The organism is Pseudomonas sp. JV245A (assembly GCF_032424515.1).
GTDB classification, from domain to species: Bacteria; Pseudomonadota; Gammaproteobacteria; order Pseudomonadales; family Pseudomonadaceae; genus Aquipseudomonas; species Aquipseudomonas protegens.
Genome location: NZ_VYKE01000022.1, coordinates 46341 through 68295 on the forward strand (window position 1 = coordinate 46341; position 21955 = coordinate 68295).

The window sequence follows — 21955 nt, forward strand, 5'->3', positions numbered from 1 at the left end:
TGCAGAGGAAGGACCATGGAAAAGCTGGAAAAAACCCTGGAAGAATGGCGGTCGATGCTCGACCCGGAGCAGTACAACGTCTGCCGGCTCAAGGGCACCGAACGGCCCTTCTCGGGCAAGTACAACGGCACCAAGACCGATGGGGTCTATCACTGCATCTGCTGCAATGAGCCGCTGTTCGATTCCAAGGCCAAGTTCGATTCCGGGTGTGGCTGGCCGAGTTTCTACGAGCCCATTGCCGACAGCGCCATGGTGGAGATCCGTGACATGAGCCACGGCATGATCCGTACCGAAGTGGTCTGCGCCAAGTGCGACGCGCACTTGGGCCACGTGTTCCCGGACGGCCCGCCGCCCACCGGCCTGCGTTACTGCATCAACTCGGTGTGCCTGGACCTGGTGCCGCGCTGACCGGTTGGCGATTCTTCGGAATCGCCTTTTGTTCAATTAAATTGCATGCAATTTAATTGAGCGCTATTTTGCTGCCTCTTACTTCCACACATGGAGTTGCCGTCATGACCGACTCACTGCTGACCATTCCCTGCACCACCATCAAGGGTGAACAAAAGACCCTGGCGGACTTCGCCGGCAAGGCCGTGCTGGTGGTCAACACTGCCAGCAAGTGCGGCTTCACCCCGCAATACAAGGGGCTCGAAGAGCTGTGGCAGACCTACAAGGACCAGGGGCTGGTGGTATTGGGCTTTCCCTGCAACCAGTTCGGCAAGCAGGAACCAGGCAACGAAGGGGCGATCTCCGAGTTCTGCGAGCTCAACTACGGTGTGAGTTTCCCGCTGTTCAAGAAGATCGAGGTCAATGGCGCCGGGGCCCATCCACTGTTCGCTCAGTTGAAAAAGCGCGCACCCGGCGTGCTTGGCTCCCAAGGCATCAAGTGGAACTTCACCAAGTTCCTGATCGGCCAGGACGGCAAGCTGGTCAAGCGTTTCGCTCCGGCAACCAAACCCCAGGACCTGAGCCGCGAGATCGAAGCCCTGCTCAAATGAACGACCTGTCCGTGGATTCACTGAAACTCGATTCCCAGCTGTGCTTCAAGCTGTACGCCGCCTCGCGGGCGGTGGTCCGTGGCTACAAGCCGATGCTCGACCGCCTGGGCCTGACCTACCCACAGTACCTGGTGATGCTGGTGCTGTGGGAATGGCAGGCAACGCCTCCGTCCCTGCCGACGGTCAAGGCCCTGGGCGAGCGCCTGGCCCTGGATTCCGGGACCCTGACCCCGTTGCTCAAGCGTCTGGAGCAGTTGCAACTGGTGCAGCGCCAGCGGTCCGGGCGCGACGAGCGCGAGGTGCACTTGAGCTTGAGCGAGCGCGGCCTGGCGCTGCGTGAGCAGGTGCCGCCGCTGAAGGCGGCGTTGCTGTGCGACAGCGGGATCGATCTGGATAACCTCGATCAGTTGCGCGACGGCCTGGATCAGTTGCTGCAGCAGATCAAAGCTTTGTCGTAGTCGGCACCCAGAGGTCGAGCAGGGCGATCAGTTCCTCGCGACGGAACGGTTTGGCCAGGTAGTCGCTCATGCCGGCGGCGCGGCAGCGTTCACGCTCCTCGGGCATGGCGTTGGCAGTCAGGGCGATGATCGGCAGATCCGGCCAGCGCCCGCTGCGCCGGATCTGCCGGCTGGCTTCGTAGCCATCCATGACCGGCATGTTGCAGTCCATCAGCACCAGATCGAAACGATGCAGCTCCAACTGGTTGAGGGCTTCGGCGCCATGGGCGGCCACGGTCACCGCGCAGCCGAGCTTGCTCAGCATGCCCTTGGCCACCAGTTGGTTCACCGGGTTGTCCTCCACCAGCAGAATGTCCGCCCGGCGCCGTTGCACCGGCATTTCCAGCTGGGCGTCGTTGAGGGTGATGGTTTCCCCCAGCAACGAGCGTCGCAGGGTCTGATACAACGCATTGCGCGCCAGGGGCCGGGCCTGCTGTTGCAGTGGCGCCAGGGCGTTGGCCTCTTCGCTGGGCAGGAAGCTGCCATAGGCGGTCACCAGCAGGATTGGCGCGCGGATCGCCGGGCGCAGGCCGAACAGGCATTCCGGGCAGTCGGTGATCAGCAGGTCGGGGTCGAGGCCGGCCAGGGAATCCTCGATATCACAGCGCTGATAGCTCAGGCCCCAACTGGGCAGCAGGCTGGCCAGCAGCTCGGCGAGGCCGCTGCCGGCCTCGGTGATGGCGATGATCTTCCCGGCCAGCGCCGGCGGCGGGGCGGCCGGAGTGTGGCAGGGCAGCGGCAGGTCGGCGCAGAACTGGCTGCCGAAGCCGACTTCCGAACTGATGCTCAGGCGGCCGTCCATGGCTTCGCAGAGGTTGTAGGTCAGGGCCAGGCCCAGGCCGGTGCCGCCGTATTGGCGAGTGATGCCGGCGCCGGCCTGGGTATAGGGCTGGAAGATGCGCACCTGGGCTTCCTGGGCGATGCCGATGCCGGTGTCGCAGATCTCGATGCGCACCCCGTCGCCCAGGGTGCTCAGGCGCACATCGACGCGGCCGAAACGGGTGAACTTGAGGGCGTTGGACAGCAGGTTGCTGACGATCTGCCGCACTCGGGTCGGGTCCCCCAGTACCAGGGCGGGGAAGTCCGGGGCGATCAGGCAGGCCAGCTCCACGCTGGCCGCGGCGTTTTGCGACAGCAGGTTGGCGGTGTCCTCCACCAGTACCCCGAGATCGAAGGGAATTCGCTCCAGCTCCAGTTGCCCGGCGTCGAACTTGGACATGTCGAGAATATCGTTGAGCAATTCCACCAGGACCTTGCCGGAGTCATGGGCAATCGACAGCTGCTGGCGCTGCTCGGGGTTCAGCGGGCTGTCCAGGGACAGCGCGATCATCCCCAGCAGGCCATTGAGCGGGGTGCGAATCTCGTGACTCATGTTGGCCAGAAACGCCGCCCGCGCCTGGGCCATGTCCAGGGCAGTGCGCCGGGCGATCTCCAGTTCCTCGTTGGACTGGCTGAGCCGGGCATTGCTGGCCTTGAGCTCGGTGGTGCGGGCCGAGACGATGTTCTCCAGCTGCCCGAGGTATTCGGTCAGGCGGTTTTCGGCGTTGCGTCGCTGCTGGATCTCGGTGGCCATGATGTCGAACTGCTGGTTGGCCACCTTGACCAGCACCCCGACCTCGTCGTTCTCGTGGCCATGGGGAAAGTCCAGCTTGGCCTGTTTCGGGCTGCGCGGGTCGCGACTGCTGAGCTCGCGGATCACCCGCACCAAAGGCTTGGTCAGCATCACGTAGAACAGCGCCAGGAGAATCCCGGTGAGGATCAGGCTGCGGGCGAACCCGTTGATCAGGGTGACTTCGGCACGCCGCAGGAAACGGCTGCCGAAGGCGTAGGTATCCACATCCAGGTGCAGGGTGCCGAGGGACTCCTCCGGCAGGTGGCTCAGATACAGGCGATCCTCGAACTGGCGATCGGCGCCGAACAGGAAGTCGCTGATGGCCCGATAGCGGCTCTGTTGCGGTGGCCGTTCGACGTTGGCCAGCAGGGTATTGTTGTTGTCGATCAATTGCGCGCGAATGATCGCCGGGGAGCGCAGCAGGCCCAGGGTCAATTCCTGGGCCAACTCGGCGTCGATGTTGTAGGCGATGCGCGAGGCCGGATTGTGGCTGATTTCCAGCAGCGATTGGATTTCACGATTGATGGAGGCGTCTTCGCTGGCATAATCGATGCCGATTTGCAGCAGACTGAGCGCGGTCCCCAGAATGAAACCCACCAGCACGGTGAGCCGGGCCTGTTTATAGGACAGGCGGTTGGTGAACTTGATATCCATGGGGGGTTGAACCACTTTCGTTTCCCTTCGCTGCGCAAGCATAGCTGATCATTTTTGGTTGCCGGGCTGGCCGGGCAGCAGCTGATAAAGCGATAGACCCCTTGATCGGGATTGCGTTTGCTCTGTGTGCCGCATCATTACCTTGAACGTGCCTGAGGAAAAGTCGTGGATGCTCGATTGAATGCATTTCTTGAACGTGCCGATGCGGTTCTGGCGCGGATTGAACCCTTGTTGCCCACCCTGCGCCAGCCCATCGACTGGAATCAGTGCCTGGCGGCCCGCTGGCAGCGTGAAGGGCGCAGCGGTTTCCTGCTGCCGCTGGAAGTCAGCCTGGACATGCGCCTGAGCGACCTGATCGGGGTCGACAAGCAGCGTGAGCAACTGGCGCGCAACACCCAGCAGTTCCTTGACGGCCTGCCAGCCAACCATGCCCTGCTCTGGGGTTCGCGTGGCACTGGCAAGTCTTCCCTGGTACGGGCCCTGCTGGCCGAGCACGCCAAGGGCGGCCTGCGGCTGATCGAGATCGAGCGTGACCACCTGGCGGACCTGCCGCGGGTGGTGGAACAGCTGGTCAAGCTGCCCCAGCGTTTCGTGCTGTTCTGCGACGACCTCTCGTTCGAGGCCGGCGAGGGCGATTACCGGGTGCTCAAGAGCGTGCTCGACGGCTCCCTGGAGCAGGCCCCGGAGAACGTGCTGCTGTACGCCACCTCGAACCGCCGGCACCTGGTGCCGGAAAAGGAAAGCGACAACGAGAACTGGAAGCGCGTCGACGGCGAGCTGCATCCCAGTGAAGCCGTGGAAGACAAGATCGCCCTGTCGGACCGTTTCGGCCTGTGGCTGTCGTTCTATCCCTTCACCCAGGAGCACTTCCTCAACGTGGTGGAGCACTGGATCGGCGAACTGGCGCGCAAGGCCGGCCTCGACTGGCAGCGTGACGAAGAACTTGACATCCTCGCGGTACGCTGGGCCACCGGCCGGGGCAACCGCAATGGCCGTTGTGCCTATCAATTTGCCCGCTATTGGGTGGGCCTGCAGTTGTTGGAGCAAAAAGCATGATCGATTTGCAAAGCGCCGGCCAAGGCCTGGACGGTTACGGGCTGCTGTGCGCGCAGTTGGAGTCGCTGCTGGCCGATGAGCGTGATTTCATCGCCAACGCCGCGCAGTTCTCAGCCTTCCTCTATAGCCAGCTGGAGGACCTGAACTGGGCGGGGTTCTACCTCAACCGCAACCAGGAGCTGGTGCTCGGGCCGTTCCAGGGGCAGATCGCCTGCGTGCGGATTCCGTTTGGCCGCGGCGTCTGCGGTACCGCGGCGGCGACTCTGCAGACCCAGCGGGTGGAAGATGTGCACGCCTTTGCCGGGCACATTGCCTGTGACAGCGCCTCCAACAGCGAGCTGGTGGTGCCGCTGGTCAAGGACGGCCGGTTGATCGGCGTGCTCGACCTGGACAGCCCGAAGCTGGCGCGCTTCGGTGTTGCCGACCAGGCGGGAATCGAGCAACTGGCGGCGATCTTTCTGCGCCTGAGCGACTGCTGAAGCCCTCAGGTGCTCAAGCCCGCCTTCTTGAGCAGTGAATCCTGGTCCACCGGGTCGACCTGTTGCGGCGTCAGGAAACGCTCCGCGTAGCGCTGGTAGATCCGCTGCTGGATGAACAGCTCGAACAGCTCGGGATCGATATGGGCATCGCGGCACATCATGGCCATGATGTTCAGCGCCTCGCTCAGGGTCTTGCCCTTTTTGTAGGGGCGGTCTGCCGCCGTCAGGGCCTCGAAGATGTCGGCGATGGCCATCATCCGCGCGGGCAGGCTCATCTGTTCGCGCTTGAGCTGCTTGGGGTAGCCGGTGCCGTCCATCTTCTCGTGGTGGCCGCCGGCGATCTCCGCCACGTTCTGCAAGTGGCTGGGGAAGGGCAGGTGCTCGAGCATGATGATGGTCTGCACGATGTGGTGGTTGATCACATAGCGTTCTTCGGCCGTCAGTGTGCCCCGGGCAATGCTCAGGTTGTACAGCTCACCACGGTTGTACTTGTGGCTGGGCACCTGCAGTTTGAAGCCCCAGGGGTTGTCCGCCGCCATGACTTCCGTGGCGCTGCGCTCCAGCAGGTGTTCGGGCTTGTCCGCCAGTAGCGGTTCCAGCACCGGCAGGCTCGGCGCCGGGGTGCGTTCCTGGCGCTGGTTCTCCTCCCAGGAAACCCCCAGGCGATCGTCCAGGGTCCTGCTCCAGGTGCGCTGGGCGATACGCTGCAGGCGCTGCTGATCGGCCTCGGCCATGAATTCGGTGCCCATGTTGCAGCGGGCGACAAAGGCGAAGTCATCGTCCAGGGCCAGCAGCCGGGCCTCGCGCTCGGCGGCAAGAGGCTGTTCGTCGCCGCCCAGGGCCAGGGCGCGCCAGTAGTCGATCCAGGCGTCGCGCTTGAGCACCTCGAAGCGGGTGCGGATTTCGTGGATGCGGTTGTTCAGGGTTTCCAGCTTGGTGGCTTTGTCCACCACGTATTCCGGGGTGGTGACCTTGCCGCAGTCGTGCAGCCAGGCGGCGATGTGCAAGGCTTCCCACTCGTCCTCGCCGGGCTGGTAGGCAGCGAATCGCGGGTCCTGGCTGGCGGCGGCCGCCTCGGCCAGCATCAGGGTCAAGGCCGGTACCCGCTGGCAGTGGCCGCCGGTGTAGGGGCTCTTGGCGTCGATGGCCCCGGCCAGCAACTGGATAAAGGCATCCAGCAACTGTTTCTGCTTGTTCTGCAGGCGCTGGCTCTCGATGCATAGGGCGGCGGTGGCGGACACGGCCTGGATAAAGGCGATGCGGTCCGGGCTGAGTTTGTCCAGGTCGGCCTCGGCGCCGCTGTCCACCAGGAACAGCAGGAGCATGCCTATGGTTTCGTTGTGCCGGTTGCGCAGGCGGATGACCACCAGGTGCGCACTGGGGCTGTCGAGGGCCAGCAACACGCTCTGCAGGTCTGCGGCCTGATCGAATCCCAGGGTGGTGACCACGCTGTCGTTGTGGGTCAGCTGGCTCAGCCACTCGGGAGTCCGGCTGTCCGCCAGTTCCCGGGAGCCGATGGGGAACTGCGTCATGTCCTGGGGTTGGCCATCGATGATCAGCCCATGGGGCTCCAGGCGCGTGCCCTTGCTTTCACAGAGGAAGATCAGGCCGGCCTGGGCCTGGGCGATCTTCACGGTCTCGAACAGCACCCGTTGCAGCAGCGGGTCGAAACGGGTTTCGGCGGACAGGCTGGCGTTGATCTCGAAAAAGCTCGCCAGGGTGTCTTTCATCCGCGCCATCGAGATGCTCAGTTGATCAACTTCCAGCACCGGTGAACGCCGGGAAACCGGATAGTCGAAATCGAAACTGCGGATCGCGTCGGCCTCCTGCACCAGGGCGTGCAGCGGCCGTACCAGGACCCGGGAGATCAACCAACCAAGGGGCAGGCACAGCAGCAGAGTGGTGAGGGTGATCAGCGCGCCTTGCCAGCGCAGGCGATAGGCGTCGGCCAGAAGTTCGTCCTCGGGCACCAGCAGCGCCAACTGCAAGCCGCCGGGGCCACCCTCGGCGATATGGCCGCTGGCGACAATCCAGCTGCGCCCCTGGGCCTGCAGATGGCCGCCTTCGGTCTGGCCACGCATCAGGGCAGCGAGCGCCGGGCTCAGATCGTTCGCCTTGACCAGCCGCGCACTGCGTTGTTCGGGCAGCAGCTTCTGGCTGTCCGGGTAGGCCACGACGTTGCCCTGGTCATCCAGCAGGGCAACCTCGGTGGAGGGTGTGACGCGGTGCTTGGCCAGGGTCGAGGACAGCTGTTCCAGGGTCAGGTCGGCGGCGATCACGGCCATCTTGCCGCTGTGCCGGGCCAGGGTGGTGCCGACGTTCTGCGTGGAAAAGAACACATAGGGGCGGGTAGTGATCTGGTCGGCGTCGCCCCGGGCGCTGGAGAACCAGTCGCGGTTACGTGGGTCGTAGCGCTCGTCGGTGTGCTCCAGGCGGTCGATCAATACCAGCGCGGGGTCATAGAACAGCGATTGGGAATGGACTTGGCCGGTGCGGGAGTCGCGTTCGATGCTCCACACCTCGTAGGCGCTGTTTTGCGGGGCCTGGCGCTTCTCGCGGATCTGCGGATTGCGCAGTGGCCGCACCATGAAGAAATCGCCATTGGCGTAGCCCAGGTACAGCGAAGCCAGGTCCGGGTTGTCCAGCAGGGCCTGGCTGAAAGGTCGCAGCAGGGTCAGCCGGTCTTCCAGGTTCGCCGCCTGGGCCGCTGGCGAGCCCGCCAGCAGGCTGAGCAGATGGCGCATGGGATCGTAGGTGGCCTTGACGTCGCTGCGTACATCCAGCTCGATGCGCTGGAAAAGCTTTTCACTGCTGTCGAGGATCAGCCGCGTGGTCTGCTGGTAGTTGTAGAGGCCCAGCACCACACCCGTCAGGAGCAACAGCAAGGTGAACATTGCACTGATATGGATATGCAGAGGAAAGCGGCGTTGTGCTAAGGCAGGGGGGCTCAGCATTCCAATTCACTCCAAAGGCACACGAGGCATGGCTCAGGACCCAAGCATAGTTAAGGCTGGCATCGCCTGCCTTGGCTTTACCGGGGGACCGAGGGGGTCGAGGAAACCGTTGCTACGGGTTTCATGGGTGTGGCTGACGGCGAGGCAATACTGGCCTTTTGCTATTTTCCTGGCAAGAGGCAGGCTGGGTTGCTTCGAGGGGCGGCGCAGGTTGCGATTGAGCCTGGCCTTCGAGATGTCGGTGCAAGGATTGGGCAAGGCGTATCAGGGCCAGGTCCAGGGCGCGCACAGCGGTGCTGATGACGGTAGCCCCGGCCCGTTCCAGGCAAGCCCGCTCCAGGTTTTCACAGCAGTTCTGCAAGGGGGTGGCCCGGACCATCAGCGCCGAGCCCCTGATCTTGTGGGCCAGCTCCAGCAGGGCGGTGAAATCGTCGGGCGGGATCCTCCCCAGCAGGTGGCGATCCTCACGGCAACACTGCGACAGTTTTTCCAGCATGCTCCGGACAAGCTGCGGCTTGCCATGGGTCAGGGTGAACAAGGCCTCGATGCTGAAACTGTCCGGCCTTGGCAGGGGGTGCAGCGTCGCCAGGCGTGAGCCCAGCAACTCCAGCCCCAAGGGCTTGCACAGGCAATCGTGCATGCCGGCATCCAGGCCACGCTGATGCGTCTGCGGGTCGTTGCTGGCGCTGCAGCCGATCAGGTTGACCGCCGGCCCGGAGCCTTCGCTGCGGCGTATGGCCTCGGCCAGTTGGTAGCCATTCATCAAGGGCATGTTGCAGTCGACGATCAGCAGGTCGAAGTCGCCCTCGTGCCATAGCTGATAGGCCTGCAACCCGTTCCCGGCGCAGGTGACCCGGTGCCCGAGGTGCTCCAGTTGCCCTTGCAGCAAGGTCAGGCTGGCAGGGTGATCGTCTGCCAGCAGCACATCCAGCGGCAGTTGGGCAGCAGCCGGCGTGGCGGCGACGGGCCTGGGGGCGACGGCCGTGCGGCCGGGCAAGGTCAGCCTGACCTGCACTTCGCATCCGGGGCCCGTGCGGCCGTGCAGGCTCAGGCTGCCCCCCATCTGCAGGCAAAGCTGATGGCTGATGGGCAGGCCGAGGCCACTGCTGTCCCGTGGCGACTGGCTGGTCGGTTCCACCTGGGCGAAGGGCTGCAACAGGCGCTGGCGCTCCTGTGGGGGAATGCCGATGCCGGTGTCCAGCACCCGCAGCAGCAGGTCGAAGTGCCCGGGGCGCGCCGCCGGCAGCAATTGCAGCTTGACCTGCACCTTGCCCTGTCGGGTGAACTTGAGGGCATTGCTCAACAGGTTGGTCAGGATCTGCTTGAAACGCAGGCCATCTACCAGTACCTGGGGTTCGGGGGATGGGGCCTGGAACTCCAGGCTCAGGTCCAGGTTCTTCTGCCGGGCCAGGGCCTGGAACACCCCCAGCACTGCCTCGGCGCTGTGGCTCAGGCAGGTCCAGGCCGGGTTCAGTTGAAGTTGCCCGGACTCGATCCGGCTGATGTCCAGCAGGTCGCCGAGCAGCTCCCGCAGGTCACTGGCGGCACCCAGGGCCAGCTCCAGGGAACCACGGTTGGCTGAGCCGTCCTCGGTGCGTTGCAGCACCAGTTCCAGGAGGCCGATGAAGGCGTTCAGTGGTGTGCGGATCTCATGGCCAAGGTGGCCGAGGAACTGGCCTTTCAGGCGGTTGGCCCGCTCGGCCTGCTGCAGGCTGGTGCCCAGGGTTGCCACCGTCTGTTGCAGCGCCTGGACCTGTTGCCGGTGTTGGCGCAGTTGCCGGTACAGGCAGGCCAGGCCCAGCCCGGCAGCAATCGACAGCAACAGCAGGGCAGCAACGCCCATCGGCAGCAGGGCCGGGGTCATGGCCAGGGTACCCGGCACATCGGGGAAGGGGCTGGCTGGCGGTTCATATCAATGCGTTACGCTTGGCCATGTCCACCAGCTCACTCATCGAGGTGGTCGCCAGTTTCTGCATGATGCGTTTCTTGTAGGTGCTGACGGTCTTGTTGCTGAGAAACATGCCGGCGGCAATTTCCTTGTTGGTCTGGCCCATGGCGAACAGCTGCAGGACCATCAATTCCCGGTCATTGAGTGAGTTGAACTGCGCCAACTCCAGTGGCGAGCCAAAAGTGATGCGGTCAACCTGCAGGGCCTGGCTGGGGAAGTAGTTGTAGCCGCTGCAGATTGCCTTGATGGCGCTGAGCAGCTCGCTCATGTCCTCCTGTTTGCAGACGTAGCCGCAAGCCCCGGCGCGCATGCAGCGGTTGGCGAACAGGGCAGCGGACTGGGCGGTCAGGACCAGGATCCGCGAGGGCTTCGGCATGTTGCCGAGGCGCTCCAGCAGCTCCAGCCCGTCCAACTTGGGAATGCAGATATCGAGGATGACCAGGTCCGGTTCGCAATCACGGACCATTTGCAGTGCATCGACGCCGTTATCGGTTTCACCAACGATCGAATACCCCTCGTGCTCCAGCAGGATGCGAATGGCCATGCGCACCACGGGATGATCATCAATGATTAGTACCGAGCCCATACAGGCCTCCAGCCGACCAATGGAAAGCCCGAACGTTAGCCCAGCTGGTGGAGGGGAAAAGTGGCGAAAGTGCGGTTAGACGCAATCTAGGAAGCGCCTTACACAGAATAAGGGGAGGGATTACAGGCGGGTGGCATCTAATGGAAGTTCAACAGGGTGGGGCACCCAGGCCGCCCTCCCAGGAAGGAGGGCGGCCATGACCTCATGGCGTTTTCTGATCGATACCGGCTTGCAGCAGCTGGCTGTTGCTGTGGCCGCCGACACGCAGCGGGCCGAGGTTGAACACCTGGTCCTTGCTGGTGGCCTCGTCCTGTTTGCGGGTCAGCTCGCTACCGGCGCCCAGGGCCAGGTTGACCGGTGACTTGGACAGGTTGAGCCCGGCGTCGACACGGTAGTCCGAGCCGGCCAGGGCGTTGCTGGTGACCTTGGAGCCCCCCAGGTCGACCCGGCCCTCGCTGGCACCGATGCGTGCACCGGTGAGCGTGGTTTCACCGCTGACCCGCAGGTTCACCCCTTGCTGGCCAAGGATGCCCGAGGCCTGCTCCACACTGTCCTTGCCAGCATGGCTGAAGCCCAGGTTCAAGGTCGGGGTGTAGGAGGTGTTGCCGCTCTTGTCGCCGAACAGTACGCCTTCTGCGGTGTTGGCCACCTTGCTGCCGGTGGTGTTCTTCTCGCTGACCGAGTAGCTGTCGCTGGTTTTCGGCCAGAAACGTTCCTTGAGGCTGGAGAAGCCATTGCCCACGGCGTCGGCCTTGTCGGCCAGGTAGCTCTTGGCCTTGTCCACACCGTTGCCAAAGGCGCCACGGGGCTCGGGGTTGACGTCGTAGCTGCCGCTGCGGCTGAGCTTCTCGCCCAGGCGTTCCTTGGCGTTGTTGGCCTGGGCGACCACGCTGTCCTTGGCCGAGCCGAGTTTGTCGACGCCCTTGTCGACGGCGTTCTCCAGTTTCTCACGGTGCTTGTCGAAGCCTTTCTCGGCCTTGGCCTTCAGGTCGTCCTTGAGTGGGCCGGCCGGCTTGGCCAGCTTGTCCACCAGCCCGGGCTGGTTCTTCGCCACCTCCAGCTTGGCGTCGATATTGACCTGGGTGCTGCGCAGGCGGTCCTGGCGGCTTTCGATGTCGAGGCGGCCACCGATGGCTCCGTCGACCCGTTGCGCGTCGATGTTGGCCCCAGCCAGATGCACGTTGCCGGCGCTGTTGAGGACCACCTGGTCGGCCTTGATCAGGCTGTTGTGCTGGGTAGTGCTCTGGCGCTGGTCGACGTCGATCTTGGCCCGGGCGTTGATCCCGCGGTCGATTTTCGGCGAGTCGTGCTCGCTGGCATCGGCCAGGGTGGTCTTGCCCATGCTGCCACCGGCGCCCAGGGTCAGGCCCCAGTTGTCATGGGCCTGGGTAGAGTGCGCCGACTCCTGGAAGATGCCGCCCTGGGCCGCATCCAGGACGACCTTGCCGGCATCGATCCGGGTGCCCTGCAAGTGAATCGCGTCGTCGCCTGTGGCGGCGCTGCCCAGCAGGACCTGGCCCTGGCTGTAGAGTTGCGCGCCGCGCTGGCTCTGGTCGTTTTCAGAGACCCGGCCAATGTTGAAGTTGGCGCTGAGGTTGACGCTCTTGCCGCTGCTTTGCTCGCTGCTGGTTTTACTGGCACCGGCAGTGAGCCCGCCACCCAGGTTGCTGCCCCGGCTGGTGTGGGTGTCCACGGCGGCTTGCAGGTCCAGCTTGCCGCCAGCGCCCAGGCGGATATCGCCGGTAGGCCGTGCCGCGTTGCCGATCTGCGTGCCTTGCAGCGTCAGGTTGGCGCCGCTGTCGAGCTGCACCGGGCCCTGGCCCTGGATGCTGGCAACCCGCGCCTGGCTGTCCTGCTGCTCCAGGCTCTTGTGGTCCAGCTGGACACCGGCACCCAGGTTGAGGTTGCTGCCGTTGCTGCCCGGGGTGGTGCCCAGGGTCAGCGAGGCGTCGCCACGCAGGCTGGAGTTGCTGCTGCTCTGGCGGTCATTGGCCTGGTTCAGCGCCAGTTCACCGCCGCTCTTGAGCTTCACGCCACCCTGGCCGCCATTGAACTGGCTGCCTTCGAAGCGCCCGTCGCCGGCCAGCTGGATGTCCACGCCCTGGCTGGCGTTGTAGCTGCCGACCTGGGCCTGGTCCTTGCTGCTGGTGACGGTACTGCTGCCACCGGCGCCGCTGCCGCGGATGTTCAGGTCCTCGCCGGTATTGGTGTAGACCCGCACGCCTGCCTTGGCATCCAGGGCCTGTTCGCTGCTGCTGGTGCTGTTGCTGGCGGCGCTGGCCAGCAGGCTGTCGGCGCTGATTTTCACCGCGCCATCAGTGGCACGGTACTGGGTGCCCTGGTCCTGCAGTTGGCCTTTGACCTTGACCTCGACCTGGCCACCGCTCAACTGGCTGACCACCGCGGTGCCGCTGCTGCTGTCCAGCTGGCGGTTCTGGTGGCTGACGTCCACGTCCAGCCCGACGTTGGGCTGTTCCAGGGCATCGAGTACTCCCGGTTGATGGAACTTGCGCTGGGCCACGCCCTGGATGGCCTTCTCGATCGGCCGCGTGACGCCCTTGTATTCGACGTTGGCGCCGACATCCACTGCCCAGTTGTTATCCTGGTGGTGGCTGGTTTCGCTGTTGCGGGCGGCCTTGTTCACCACCTCGCTGGCGTTGACCTGCAAGGTACCGCCAGCCTTGACCTGGGCCCCTTCGGTGGTCAGGCGGTTGCCGGCGTTGATGGTCAGGTTGCCGCTGGCGCCGATGTTGCTGGTTTGCGCGGTGCTCTTGCTGCTGTTGTCCTGGCTGCTGTTGTGCGCCACTTCCACGCCGTTGCCGGCCCGGTCCAGGCCGCCGGTGTAATAGAAGCCGCCGCCGGTGGTGGTGCTGTCGCTGTGCTTCTCGGTTGTGTTGTCCGCGGCCAGCAACTGCACATGCTTGCCGCTCAGGCTGGCATCGCCGGCCGTGGCCGCAAGGTCGCTGCCTTGCACCTTGAGATCTTCGCCGGCAGTGACCGCCAGGGTGCCGCCGGTGAGGCTGGAGGCCTGTTGCCGGGTGCTGTCGCTGCTGTCGTTGCGCTGCTGATCCTGGTAGCGCACCCCGGCCCTGTATTGGCCGGTGCCCGGTGCATTTTCCTTGGCGTAGGCGTCGAAGCCGCGCTTCTGGGTGCTGCTGCTGTCGTGCTGGGTGTCTTCGGCGGCCGCGACCTTGATCGTGCCCTTGGCGCTGGCGTCCAGTGCCCCTGCTGCGGCGACCTGGGAGCCGCTGACGGTCAGGTCCTCGGCGCTCTGCAACTTGAGGTTGCTGTCCGAGCGCAACTGGCTGCCGACCGTGGTGCTGCCCTTGTTCTGCTGGCGGCTCTCGTCCTTGGCAATGCCGAAGAACTTGCTGTCCTTGCTGTGGTTGTTGCTGTGGGACGTGTCCCGCACGCCGTCGATGGTCAGCGCGCCCTTGTCACTGATGACGCTGGCCTCGGTGCCGCCGCGGGCCTGGCTGCCGCTGATGCGTACGCTGTCGGCGCGCACGATCAGCTTGCCGTCGGCGTTGACCTTGCTGCCCTGGTTCTGGGTCTTGCCCTGGTCGCCGTCGGCGTTCTTGCCGAAGAAGCCACCGCCCACCAGGTCGCCGGAGTAGCGCTGGTTGCTCTGGCTCTGCTGGCGGCTGGCGCTGGTGATGTCGACGTCCTTGGCGCTCAGCAGGATATCGCCCTGGCTGTGCAGCTCGGCGCCCTGCAGTTGCAGTGTCTGCTGGCTGGTCAGTTCCAGCTGCTTGCCGCTCTTGAGCTGGCTGGTGACGGTGCGCTGCTCGCTGCTGGCGTTGTCCCAGTTTTCCTTCCACAGGTGCTTGCGATGCTGGCCCTGGTCACGCTGGGTGTGGGTCTCGGTGGCAGCGGTCAGGCGCAGGTCGCCGCCGCTTTGGGCGCTCAGGCGATTGCCGGCCTCGACGCTGCTGCCCTGGATCTGGGTGCTGGCGCCGGAATTCAGCTCGGCATCCTGCCGGGCGACGACCTTGTTACCGTGCTGGCGGCTGTCGCTGTCGGTGTGGGTACTGTCGTAGGTTTCCCAGGTGATGCCGATGGTGCTGTTTTCCCATTGCTGGCGTTTTTCCTGGAGCTTGCGGCTTTCGATGCTGCTCAGGGTCAGGTTGCGCCCGGCGTCGAGCTTGACGTTGCGGCCACTGACATCGGTGGCGGCCAGGGTTAGGTCCTTGGCTCCGTGCAGCTCGATGTCGCCCTGGCTGCTGACCCCGGCACGGATCGCGTCGAGGCTGTTGTCCACGGCCTGGCCACGGATGTCCAGGTCACCGGCGGAACTCAGCTTGACCCCGTCGCGGCCGTCCACCTGGACGGCGCCGACACGCACCCCGGCACCTTCGGCGGTGCTGACGATATTGATCCGCCCGGCCTGCATGGCACCGAACAGGCTGGCGTCGATGCGCTGCTCCTGGGTGCGGCTTGCCGGATCGACGTTACGCACCTGGCCGCTGGGGTAGTCCAGCTGGTTGCGACCGACGGTGACATTCAACTGGTCCCGGGCCTTGAGGGCGCCCTGGCTGTCGATGCGCGGGGCGATCAGATTGATCGAACCCTCGGCGTTGCGCAGGCCACCGCCCTGGATAGCCAACTGGCCGTGGGCATCCTGGGTGTTGAGCCCTTGCAGCTTGCCGTCTTGGAGTTCCGGGCGGCCCACCACCAGGCTGGCATTGGGGGTGTTGATGAAGCTGCCGCCATTGACCGAGATGCCATTGGGGTTGGCCAGCACGAAGTCGGCGGCACGGCCGAAGATCTCCTGGGCACCATTGAGTTGCGAGGCATTGCGGCTGATCACTTCGTTGAGGATCACGCTGGCCGCCTGGCCGTGGAACTGCTGGTTGGCCGCCAGTTGCCCGGCCAGCTGCGACTGCCCGGCCTGCAAGGCGTTGTTCAGTACCACGCCCTGTTGCCCGACGTTGTAGTCCAGGAACTGGTTGTGGGACAGGCCGCCGGCATTGGGCGCGACGATGTTGACGATGGGTACGCCACCCTGGTTTTGCAGCTGGGGGATGCCGCCGGGCCCCTCGGCCACGGTGATCCCGCCGGCCAGGGCCAGGGGCAGATGGGAGACCAGCAGCAGGCCGGCGATGGTCCAGCGCAATGTGCCCTGGGGCGAAAGGTGGAACCTGTGAGTGTTGTCAGGCATGAGAACCTCGTTCTGAGTGGGGTGAGCCGGGCGTTGCTTTCTAAGGGGGCAACGGCGCGTGATGCTCAGGTTCGTCGGTTGATTCAGGCTAATCGGCGGTCGGGTCAAATCTGCAGGCTGAACCTGGCCAGCCAGACTTCCGGCTCCGTTCGGAAACCTTCTGGGGTGTTGAGGCTGCGTTGGTAGTCCAGGTCGACCTGGAGTTTTTTCCAGCTCAGGTTGAGCCCCAAGCTGGCACCGCTCAGCTGCCGGCTCCGGGCGCCGTGCTCGGCCTTGATCCAGCCGTTGTCCAGGCCCAGGCGCGGGGTGATCTTGACCGGCAGGTCGTTGTCGAGCGGCAGGCGCAGGGTGTTGCGCCATACCGCGCCAATGGCGCCGGAAGCACTGTTGATGCGATAGCCGCGCACCGCCGAATCGTCGGTGCCCAGCAGTTGTTCGATGGCCGGCAGCGGGTCCGGGCTGTACTGCGCCGAGAGCTGGCTCTGCCACTGCCAGCGCTGGGTGCCCAGCTGGCCGTTGCGCCACTGGCTGAGGCCGGCGCGGTACTTGCGGAATTGCGCCTGGGGCAGGTTGCGCTGTACCTGCTGCGAGTCGCGGTCGGCGCCGAACCAGGTCAGGCCCTGGGCGTAATTGACATCCAGGTTCCACACTGCGCTGTCGAGCCAGAACAGGTTGAGCCCGGCTTCGGCCACGGTCAGGGTCGGGCTCTGGATCTGCAGGTGGGCCTTCTGCAGGTAGCTGTCCACGTCCTTGTAGGCCAGTTGCAGGTTGGCGCTGAGCTGGTGGCTCTGGTCGCGCCACAGCACCCGGTCGGCGCGGCCGCTGACCATGTCGGTACGCCCGCTGTTGTACAAGGTGGTGCGGGGCAGCTTGAGCGGCGCGCGGTATTCGGCATGGCTGGCGAACAGGCTGTAGGTCCAGTAGCCGTAGGGCACCGAGTAGAACAGGCTGCTGCTGCGGCTGTAGCGCGGGCCGTGGTTGAGGGTGTCGCTGTAGTTCAGGTTCAGCGCATCGTTGATCTGCAACGGGCTGTCGAGGTTGAGGTTGATCGACTGCCGGTCACGCCCGGTGCCGGCGCTGCCCAGGTTGTCCACCCCCAGGCCCAGGCCCCAGCGTGCGGCGCTGCTGCGCGAGCGCAGGATGATCCGCGAGGCCCCGGGCTGGCTGCCGGGGGCGATGTCGGCGGTCAGGTCCAGGGAGCGCAGGCGGTTCAGTTGATCCAGGCCCTGCTCCAGGTCCCGCAGGTACAGGGGCTTGCCGAGCATGCCCGGGAAAGCGCCGCCCAGGGACACCGGCAGGCTCTGGTCGGCCAGTTCGATGGCTTCGACGTAGCCTTCCTCTACCAGGATATCCAGGCTGTGCCCGGCCGCCGGAGTGCTGGCCAGGTAAGGGCGGCTGGCGATGTAGCCGGCCTCTACATAGAGGCGAGTGATGGCCGCCAGCAACTGGTTGATCTGGTTGGCCCCCATGCACGGCGCGACATACGGCTTGATGTAGTCATTGAGCCGGGCCTTGTCGAACAGGCTGACGCCGCCGATGCGGGTGCCGCTCAGGGGCCAGCAGCGCTCGTCGCTGGCAGTCTGCGCAGGTTGGCTGGGGGCCGCCGGGGTGCTGCTGAAACTGCCGCGCTGCATCTGCCGCTGGCGCTGTTCCAGTTGCAGTTGTTGCAGGTCCCGTTGCTGTTGTTGCTGCAGGCGCAGGGCTTCCTGGCCCGGTTGCAGGTTATCGGCCAGGGCCGGCGTCAGGTACGTCAGGCCCAGCAGCAGTCCCAGGTACCAAGTGCTGGTGTGGGGGAGAAGGGAGCGGTCAGTGCGTAATGAATAGGGCACTTGGCATCCTTACTGTAATAAGACGAAGTGACAGACACTCGGAAAGCCGGGTATGAGGCTCAACTGGTGACGTCGCTTTTAGTTCTGCCCTGTGAACGCTAAATACCTTCGATATCTATATCTGAGGTTCAGTGCTCAAGTGCTCGGAAGTGACAGTTCCTGAGTAAGTGCCGGATGGGTTAGTGCAAATTCAGGTATGACAAAAGGGTTGAGTGAGTTGCAGTGGAAACGTTACAGCGCAGTGCAAAATTAATTTTTCCGGGGGTGGTCAGCGGGGGGAATAGCCTGTGAAATCGAGACTATCCGAAACCCAAAAGGCTATTTGTACGTAAATTGTAAATACATAGAAGGCTAACGAAATTTGCTTGTCAGCCCTGATTGGCAAGGGGTGTGGCGCTCGGGTGAATTATTCAAAGGTAGGATGTTTGGTTGAATGGCTAACTGGATGTTTAATTCTGTAATCGTCAGTTCGTATATCAACTTGCGAGCGCCAAGTGTTTTCGGCTACTTGCTCTTTCTGTTTGAGTAGTTGCTCTATTGTTGTTCTTGTTTGATCGGGCTGTTGTTGCTAGGGGATCTCCTTAGATGTCTTGGTGGTAAGAATTCCGCACTGCACCCATAGTTTCTGGTGGTGTCGCGGGTAAAATTATCGACGTATAGAAAACTATATAGCGATACTCTGGCTAGGGGATTCCCTTAGTTGCAGATTGAATGTCGCAGGTCATATAAAGTGCCTGGCACGGTGGCCGGGCACTTGATGAATGACGGTTATTGCGGGCTGGAGCGCCCGGTCATTTCCCGGGCCATCTCACTGGCATAGCTGTCGGTCATGCCGGCGATGAAATCGATCATGCGCAGGAACGAGGTATGCAACGGCCAGTTCGGGTCCGGCGCGTTATTGCCCAGCAGATCGAGGATCCGCCGGTTCTTGAACGAGGGGCTCTTGCCGCCGTGCTGTTCCAGCGCCGCGCCGCAGAAGGAGTTCAGCAGGATCTCCAGGGTGGTGTAGGCGCCGATCTCGTGCAGGGTCTTGCGCTTGTCCTGGAAGATCTTGCGTCGCGCCACATCCTTGGCATTGAGTACGCAACGCTTGGCCGGACCATGCATGTGCTCCACCAGGTCGCCGTGCAGGGTGCCGGCCAGCAGGGCGTCCTGCTGTTCGACAAAGGCCCTTGCGGCGGCGTTGGTCAGGTGCTCGATGGCCTTGCCCCGCAGGATCGCCAGGCGTCGCCGGCGCGAATCGCTGGGGCCCAGCTGGCGATAGGTTTCCGGCAGGTCGTCGCCCACCAGGCCGAGTAACAGCGCCTCGACTTCGGCGTACTCCAGCAGGTCCATCTCCAGGCCGTCCTCAAGGTCGATCAGGGCATAGCAGATGTCGTCCGCCGCTTCCATCAGGTACACCAGCGGGTGCCGGGCCCAGCGCTGGTCTTCCAGCTGGGGCAGGCCCAGCTTGTGGGCGATCTGTTCCAGCAGCGGCAGCTCGCTCTGGTAGCAGCCGAACTTGTGCTTCTTGTAGCCCAGGGAGTCGGCATGGCGCGCGGTCCAGGGGTACTTGAGGTAGGTGCCGAGGGTGGCGTAGGTGAGCCGGGTGCCGCCATCGAACTGGTGGTATTCGAGCTGGGTGAGCACCCGGAAGCCCTGGGCGTTGCCTTCGAAGTTGAGGAAGTCCTGGCGTTCGGCCTCGCTCATCGCATCCAGCCAGCCCCGCCCGGCGGCTTGCTGGAACCAGTGGCGGATGGCGTCTTCCCCGGAGTGGCCGAAGGGCGGGTTGCCGATGTCGTGGGCCAGGCAGGCCGATTGCACCACCATCCCCAGGTCGCTGGGTTCACACCAGTTGGGCAGGGCGCTGCGCAGGGTCTCGCCGACGCGCATGCCCAGGGAACGACCTACACAGCTGACTTCCAGGGAGTGGGTCAGGCGGGTGTGGATATGGTCGTTGCTGGACACCGGGTGCACCTGGGTCTTGCGCCCCAGGCGGCGGAAGGCACCGGAGAAGATGATGCGGTCGTGGTCTTTGTGGAAAGGGCTACGGCCGAGTTCTTCCGGGCTGTGCACTGGCTTTGCGAGGCGTTCGCGGTTGAGCAGGGTCTGCCAATCCAAGGCGGGTCTCTCCGAAAAAAACTGAAGGGCAGAGCTTCCGGTTTCTCGAGCGTGGCCGCAAGAGGCGCATGGTCTGCGCTTGTGTCGACGCCTTCGCTGGCAAGCCAGCTCCTGCACGGAAATGGTATGGCCTGCGGCCCACCTGTAGGAGCGGCTTGCCGGCGAAAGGGCCCGCAGTTCGTGCATCCATCGTGGCGCTGCGTTCGCCGGCAAACGGGACAGGGTTACAGGCCGGCCGCGTCGATGTCGATCAGCAGCAGGCGCTGGCCGTTGTCGAAAAACTGCCCGGCGGTCAGGCAATACTGGTTGCTGGTGGCGTCGCGGTAGGTGTTGGACAGGGTCAGGCGTCGCTCCTCCCAGCCTTCGGCCAGCAGGTGATAGAAGTACGGGCGCCAGGACCAGTTGTGGCCCACGTAGCTGCTGTCGGCCTGCCAGCTGTTGTGGCGCCATTCCAGGTTCGGGGTCAGTTGGGTGCCATGGCGGTCGCACTGATAGAAACGCAGCAGCCAGGGAAAGGCCTCGACCCGGGGCAGTTGGCTGATGGGCGCCTGGGCCTGGGCCCAGGCCTGCAGCAGGTTCATCAGCTCGGCCAGTTGCAGGCGCATGCGCATCAGCCGGTTGCGTTCGGCCAGCTTGTGCCGCACGTAGCGCTCGCGCAGGCGGGCGAAGGGCTGGACGAAGGCATCGCTGGGGTAAAACTGTTGCTCGGCCTGGGCAAACAGGAAGCCCTGTACATAGCGCGAGCCGCACTCCAGGGCGAAATCCAGTTCGGCTTCGGTTTCCACACCTTCGGCGATGATCCAGCAGCCGGTCTTCTCCGCCATCTGCGCCAGGGCCTTGACCACGTCGCTGCTGGGGCCACCCCGGGCCGCGGCCTGGAACAGGCGCATGTCGAGCTTGAGGATGTCCGGTTGCAGGGCCAGCACCCGGTCCAGTTGCGAGTAGCCGGCGCCGAAGTCGTCGATGGCGATCCGTGCCCCGGCCTGGCGATAGCGCTCCACCACTTCGCTGAGGCGTTGGCTGTTGCCCCCCAGTTCAGTGATCTCGAACACGATGCGCCGCGGGTCTACGCGGTTCTGCTGCAATTGCTTGAGGCTGGGCAAGGGCTGCCCGGGGCGCAGGCGGCTGATCCAGCGGGGGGAAATGTTCAGGCTCAGGAACCAGTCCGCGGGAGCCTCGTGCAGGCGCCGCAGGGCGTCGTCGCGGATCAGCCGGTCAAGGCGGCGCAGGGCGCTGGAGGGGGTTCGAGGATCGGCGAACAGCGGCCCCACGGACGCCAGTTGGCCATTGTCCTGGCTTAGGCGGCCCAGGGCTTCGACCCCGGCGATACGCCCGGTGGCGGTGTCGATGAAGGGCTGGAAGCAGGCGAGCGGTTGCCCGTCGATCACAGGGCCTCCTTACAAGAGTCTGGGTGGAGTAGGGCCGTGGCTGACGGGTAGGCGGCCACGAACCGGCCCCTGGGTAAAGGGGCCGATCCGGGTTGCTTAGCAAGAATGCAGCCAGATAGCGCCGCTCAGGATTTGCGCGAGGAGCCTTGCATCACCAGCTTGATCAGCGGCACCAGTGTGGTGCCCAGGCGAACCAGGCGTGTGAGGCCGCCGGCGGCGCCGCTCTTGGCACCCTTGCCGGTGATGAAGCCCAGGAGCGTCACCACTGCCACGCCCCAGAGCGGGGCGTGCTTGATGCCCAAGCCTTCCTGCCAGCTCTGCCCCAGGCCGCGGACCCGTTGCAGGGGTTGCAGCAGTTGCTGGGACTCGTGGCGGATTTCCTGGCGGTGCATTTCCATGCGCAGGCGGATCAGTACCTTGCGCATTTCCCGGCGTGAAGTGTTCTGCGGGACTTCAGGCAGTTTCATGGCAGGAGGCGCTCCCGATCATTGGCCAACTCTTCGAGGGTGGCGTGGAAAGGTGAGGATTCATCGAAGATCGCTGCCTTGAGGCGCAATCCGCAGAAGATCGCCGCCAGGGTGTAGAACACGCACAGGCCGATGATTCCAGCCAGGCGATAGCTGTCCCACAACAGGATCAGCACCAGTGCCGACAGCCCCACCAGCAACAGCAGGGCGAACACCAGGGCCAGCC

At 64.4% G+C, this 21955-nt stretch carries 15 protein-coding genes; 5 read left to right on the forward strand and 10 right to left on the reverse strand.

The genetic code is table 11. The features are described 5' to 3' along the window. Positions 1-15: 15 nt before the first annotated feature. The 3 genes from msrB (at position 16) to F6S12_RS09495 (ending at position 1456) form a co-directional block, all read left to right on the forward strand. Entirely contained in the window at positions 16-408 is a 393-nt protein-coding gene (gene msrB, locus F6S12_RS09485) for a peptide-methionine (R)-S-oxide reductase MsrB (RefSeq protein WP_011062520.1), read from the forward strand. 104 nt (positions 409-512) lie between these two features. Then, positions 513-998: a glutathione peroxidase gene (locus F6S12_RS09490; protein WP_015636530.1), complete on the forward strand. Its 486-nt coding sequence runs from the start codon at positions 513-515 to the stop codon at positions 996-998. After that, complete coding sequence (locus tag F6S12_RS09495) at positions 995-1456, forward strand: MarR family winged helix-turn-helix transcriptional regulator (RefSeq protein ID WP_077934590.1); 462 nt, start codon at positions 995-997, stop codon at positions 1454-1456. The genes F6S12_RS09490 and F6S12_RS09495 overlap by 4 nt, the downstream gene beginning before the upstream one ends. On the opposite strand, the gene F6S12_RS09500 is transcribed toward F6S12_RS09495, so the two are convergent. Further along, the gene (locus F6S12_RS09500) at positions 1440-3761 is read right to left on the reverse strand and encodes a response regulator (protein ID WP_011062517.1); all 2322 of its coding nucleotides are present in this window, start codon (positions 3759-3761) and stop codon (positions 1440-1442) included. The genes F6S12_RS09495 and F6S12_RS09500 overlap by 17 nt on opposite strands. A 165-nt stretch (positions 3762-3926) precedes the next feature. On the opposite strand from F6S12_RS09500, the gene F6S12_RS09505 reads away from it, so the two are divergent. Beyond that, entirely contained in the window at positions 3927-4817 is an 891-nt protein-coding gene (locus F6S12_RS09505; protein ID WP_019092871.1) for an ATP-binding protein, read from the forward strand. After that, positions 4814-5296, forward strand: a complete 483-nt coding sequence (locus F6S12_RS09510) for a GAF domain-containing protein (RefSeq protein WP_011062515.1) — start codon at positions 4814-4816, stop codon at positions 5294-5296. The genes F6S12_RS09505 and F6S12_RS09510 overlap by 4 nt, the downstream gene beginning before the upstream one ends. A gap of 5 nt (positions 5297-5301) precedes the next feature. On the opposite strand, the gene F6S12_RS09515 is transcribed toward F6S12_RS09510, so the two are convergent. From F6S12_RS09515 to F6S12_RS09555, 9 genes are all read right to left on the reverse strand, one after another. Beyond that, entirely contained in the window at positions 5302-8250 is a 2949-nt protein-coding gene (locus F6S12_RS09515; protein ID WP_315868859.1) for an HD domain-containing phosphohydrolase, read from the reverse strand. A gap of 121 nt (positions 8251-8371) precedes the next feature. Next, on the reverse strand, positions 8372-10114 hold the full coding sequence (locus F6S12_RS09520) for a response regulator (RefSeq protein WP_315868860.1): 1743 nt from the start codon (positions 10112-10114) through the stop codon (positions 8372-8374). A 43-nt stretch (positions 10115-10157) separates the two neighbouring features. Next, on the reverse strand, positions 10158-10784 hold the full coding sequence (locus tag F6S12_RS09525) for a response regulator transcription factor (protein ID WP_123431289.1): 627 nt from the start codon (positions 10782-10784) through the stop codon (positions 10158-10160). Between the two features lie 202 nt (positions 10785-10986). Next, positions 10987-15945, reverse strand: coding sequence for a hemagglutinin repeat-containing protein (locus tag F6S12_RS09530; protein ID WP_315868861.1), 4959 nt, complete (start codon positions 15943-15945; stop codon positions 10987-10989). Between the two features lie 104 nt (positions 15946-16049). Then, the gene (locus tag F6S12_RS09535; RefSeq protein ID WP_053159690.1) at positions 16050-17774 is read right to left on the reverse strand and encodes a ShlB/FhaC/HecB family hemolysin secretion/activation protein; all 1725 of its coding nucleotides are present in this window, start codon (positions 17772-17774) and stop codon (positions 16050-16052) included. Between the two features lie 768 nt (positions 17775-18542). Next, entirely contained in the window at positions 18543-19874 is a 1332-nt protein-coding gene (locus F6S12_RS09540) for a deoxyguanosinetriphosphate triphosphohydrolase (protein WP_041119373.1), read from the reverse strand. A 224-nt stretch (positions 19875-20098) separates the two neighbouring features. Continuing rightward, positions 20099-21262: an EAL domain-containing protein gene (locus F6S12_RS09545; RefSeq protein WP_041119371.1), complete on the reverse strand. Its 1164-nt coding sequence runs from the start codon at positions 21260-21262 to the stop codon at positions 20099-20101. A gap of 125 nt (positions 21263-21387) precedes the next feature. After that, on the reverse strand, positions 21388-21729 hold the full coding sequence (locus tag F6S12_RS09550) for a hypothetical protein (protein WP_041119369.1): 342 nt from the start codon (positions 21727-21729) through the stop codon (positions 21388-21390). Further along, positions 21726-21955, reverse strand: a 230-nt coding sequence (locus F6S12_RS09555; protein WP_315868862.1) for a phage holin family protein, incomplete at its 5' end; no start/stop codon positions are given. The genes F6S12_RS09555 and F6S12_RS09550, both read right to left, overlap by 4 nt.

Coding starts and splice junctions, on each gene's coding strand:
- msrB (WP_011062520.1), top strand. CDS start 16: ATGGAAAAGCTGGAAAAAACCCTGGAAGAATGGCGGTCGATGCTCGAC.
- F6S12_RS09490 (WP_015636530.1), top strand. CDS start 513: ATGACCGACTCACTGCTGACCATTCCCTGCACCACCATCAAGGGTGAA.
- F6S12_RS09495 (WP_077934590.1), top strand. CDS start 995: ATGAACGACCTGTCCGTGGATTCACTGAAACTCGATTCCCAGCTGTGC.
- F6S12_RS09500 (WP_011062517.1), bottom strand. CDS start 3,761: ATGGATATCAAGTTCACCAACCGCCTGTCCTATAAACAGGCCCGGCTC.
- F6S12_RS09510 (WP_011062515.1), top strand. CDS start 4,814: ATGATCGATTTGCAAAGCGCCGGCCAAGGCCTGGACGGTTACGGGCTG.
- F6S12_RS09515 (WP_315868859.1), bottom strand. CDS start 8,250: ATGCTGAGCCCCCCTGCCTTAGCACAACGCCGCTTTCCTCTGCATATC.
- F6S12_RS09520 (WP_315868860.1), bottom strand. CDS start 10,114: ATGACCCCGGCCCTGCTGCCGATGGGCGTTGCTGCCCTGCTGTTGCTG.
- F6S12_RS09525 (WP_123431289.1), bottom strand. CDS start 10,784: ATGGGCTCGGTACTAATCATTGATGATCATCCCGTGGTGCGCATGGCC.
- F6S12_RS09530 (WP_315868861.1), bottom strand. CDS start 15,945: ATGCCTGACAACACTCACAGGTTCCACCTTTCGCCCCAGGGCACATTG.
- F6S12_RS09550 (WP_041119369.1), bottom strand. CDS start 21,729: ATGAAACTGCCTGAAGTCCCGCAGAACACTTCACGCCGGGAAATGCGC.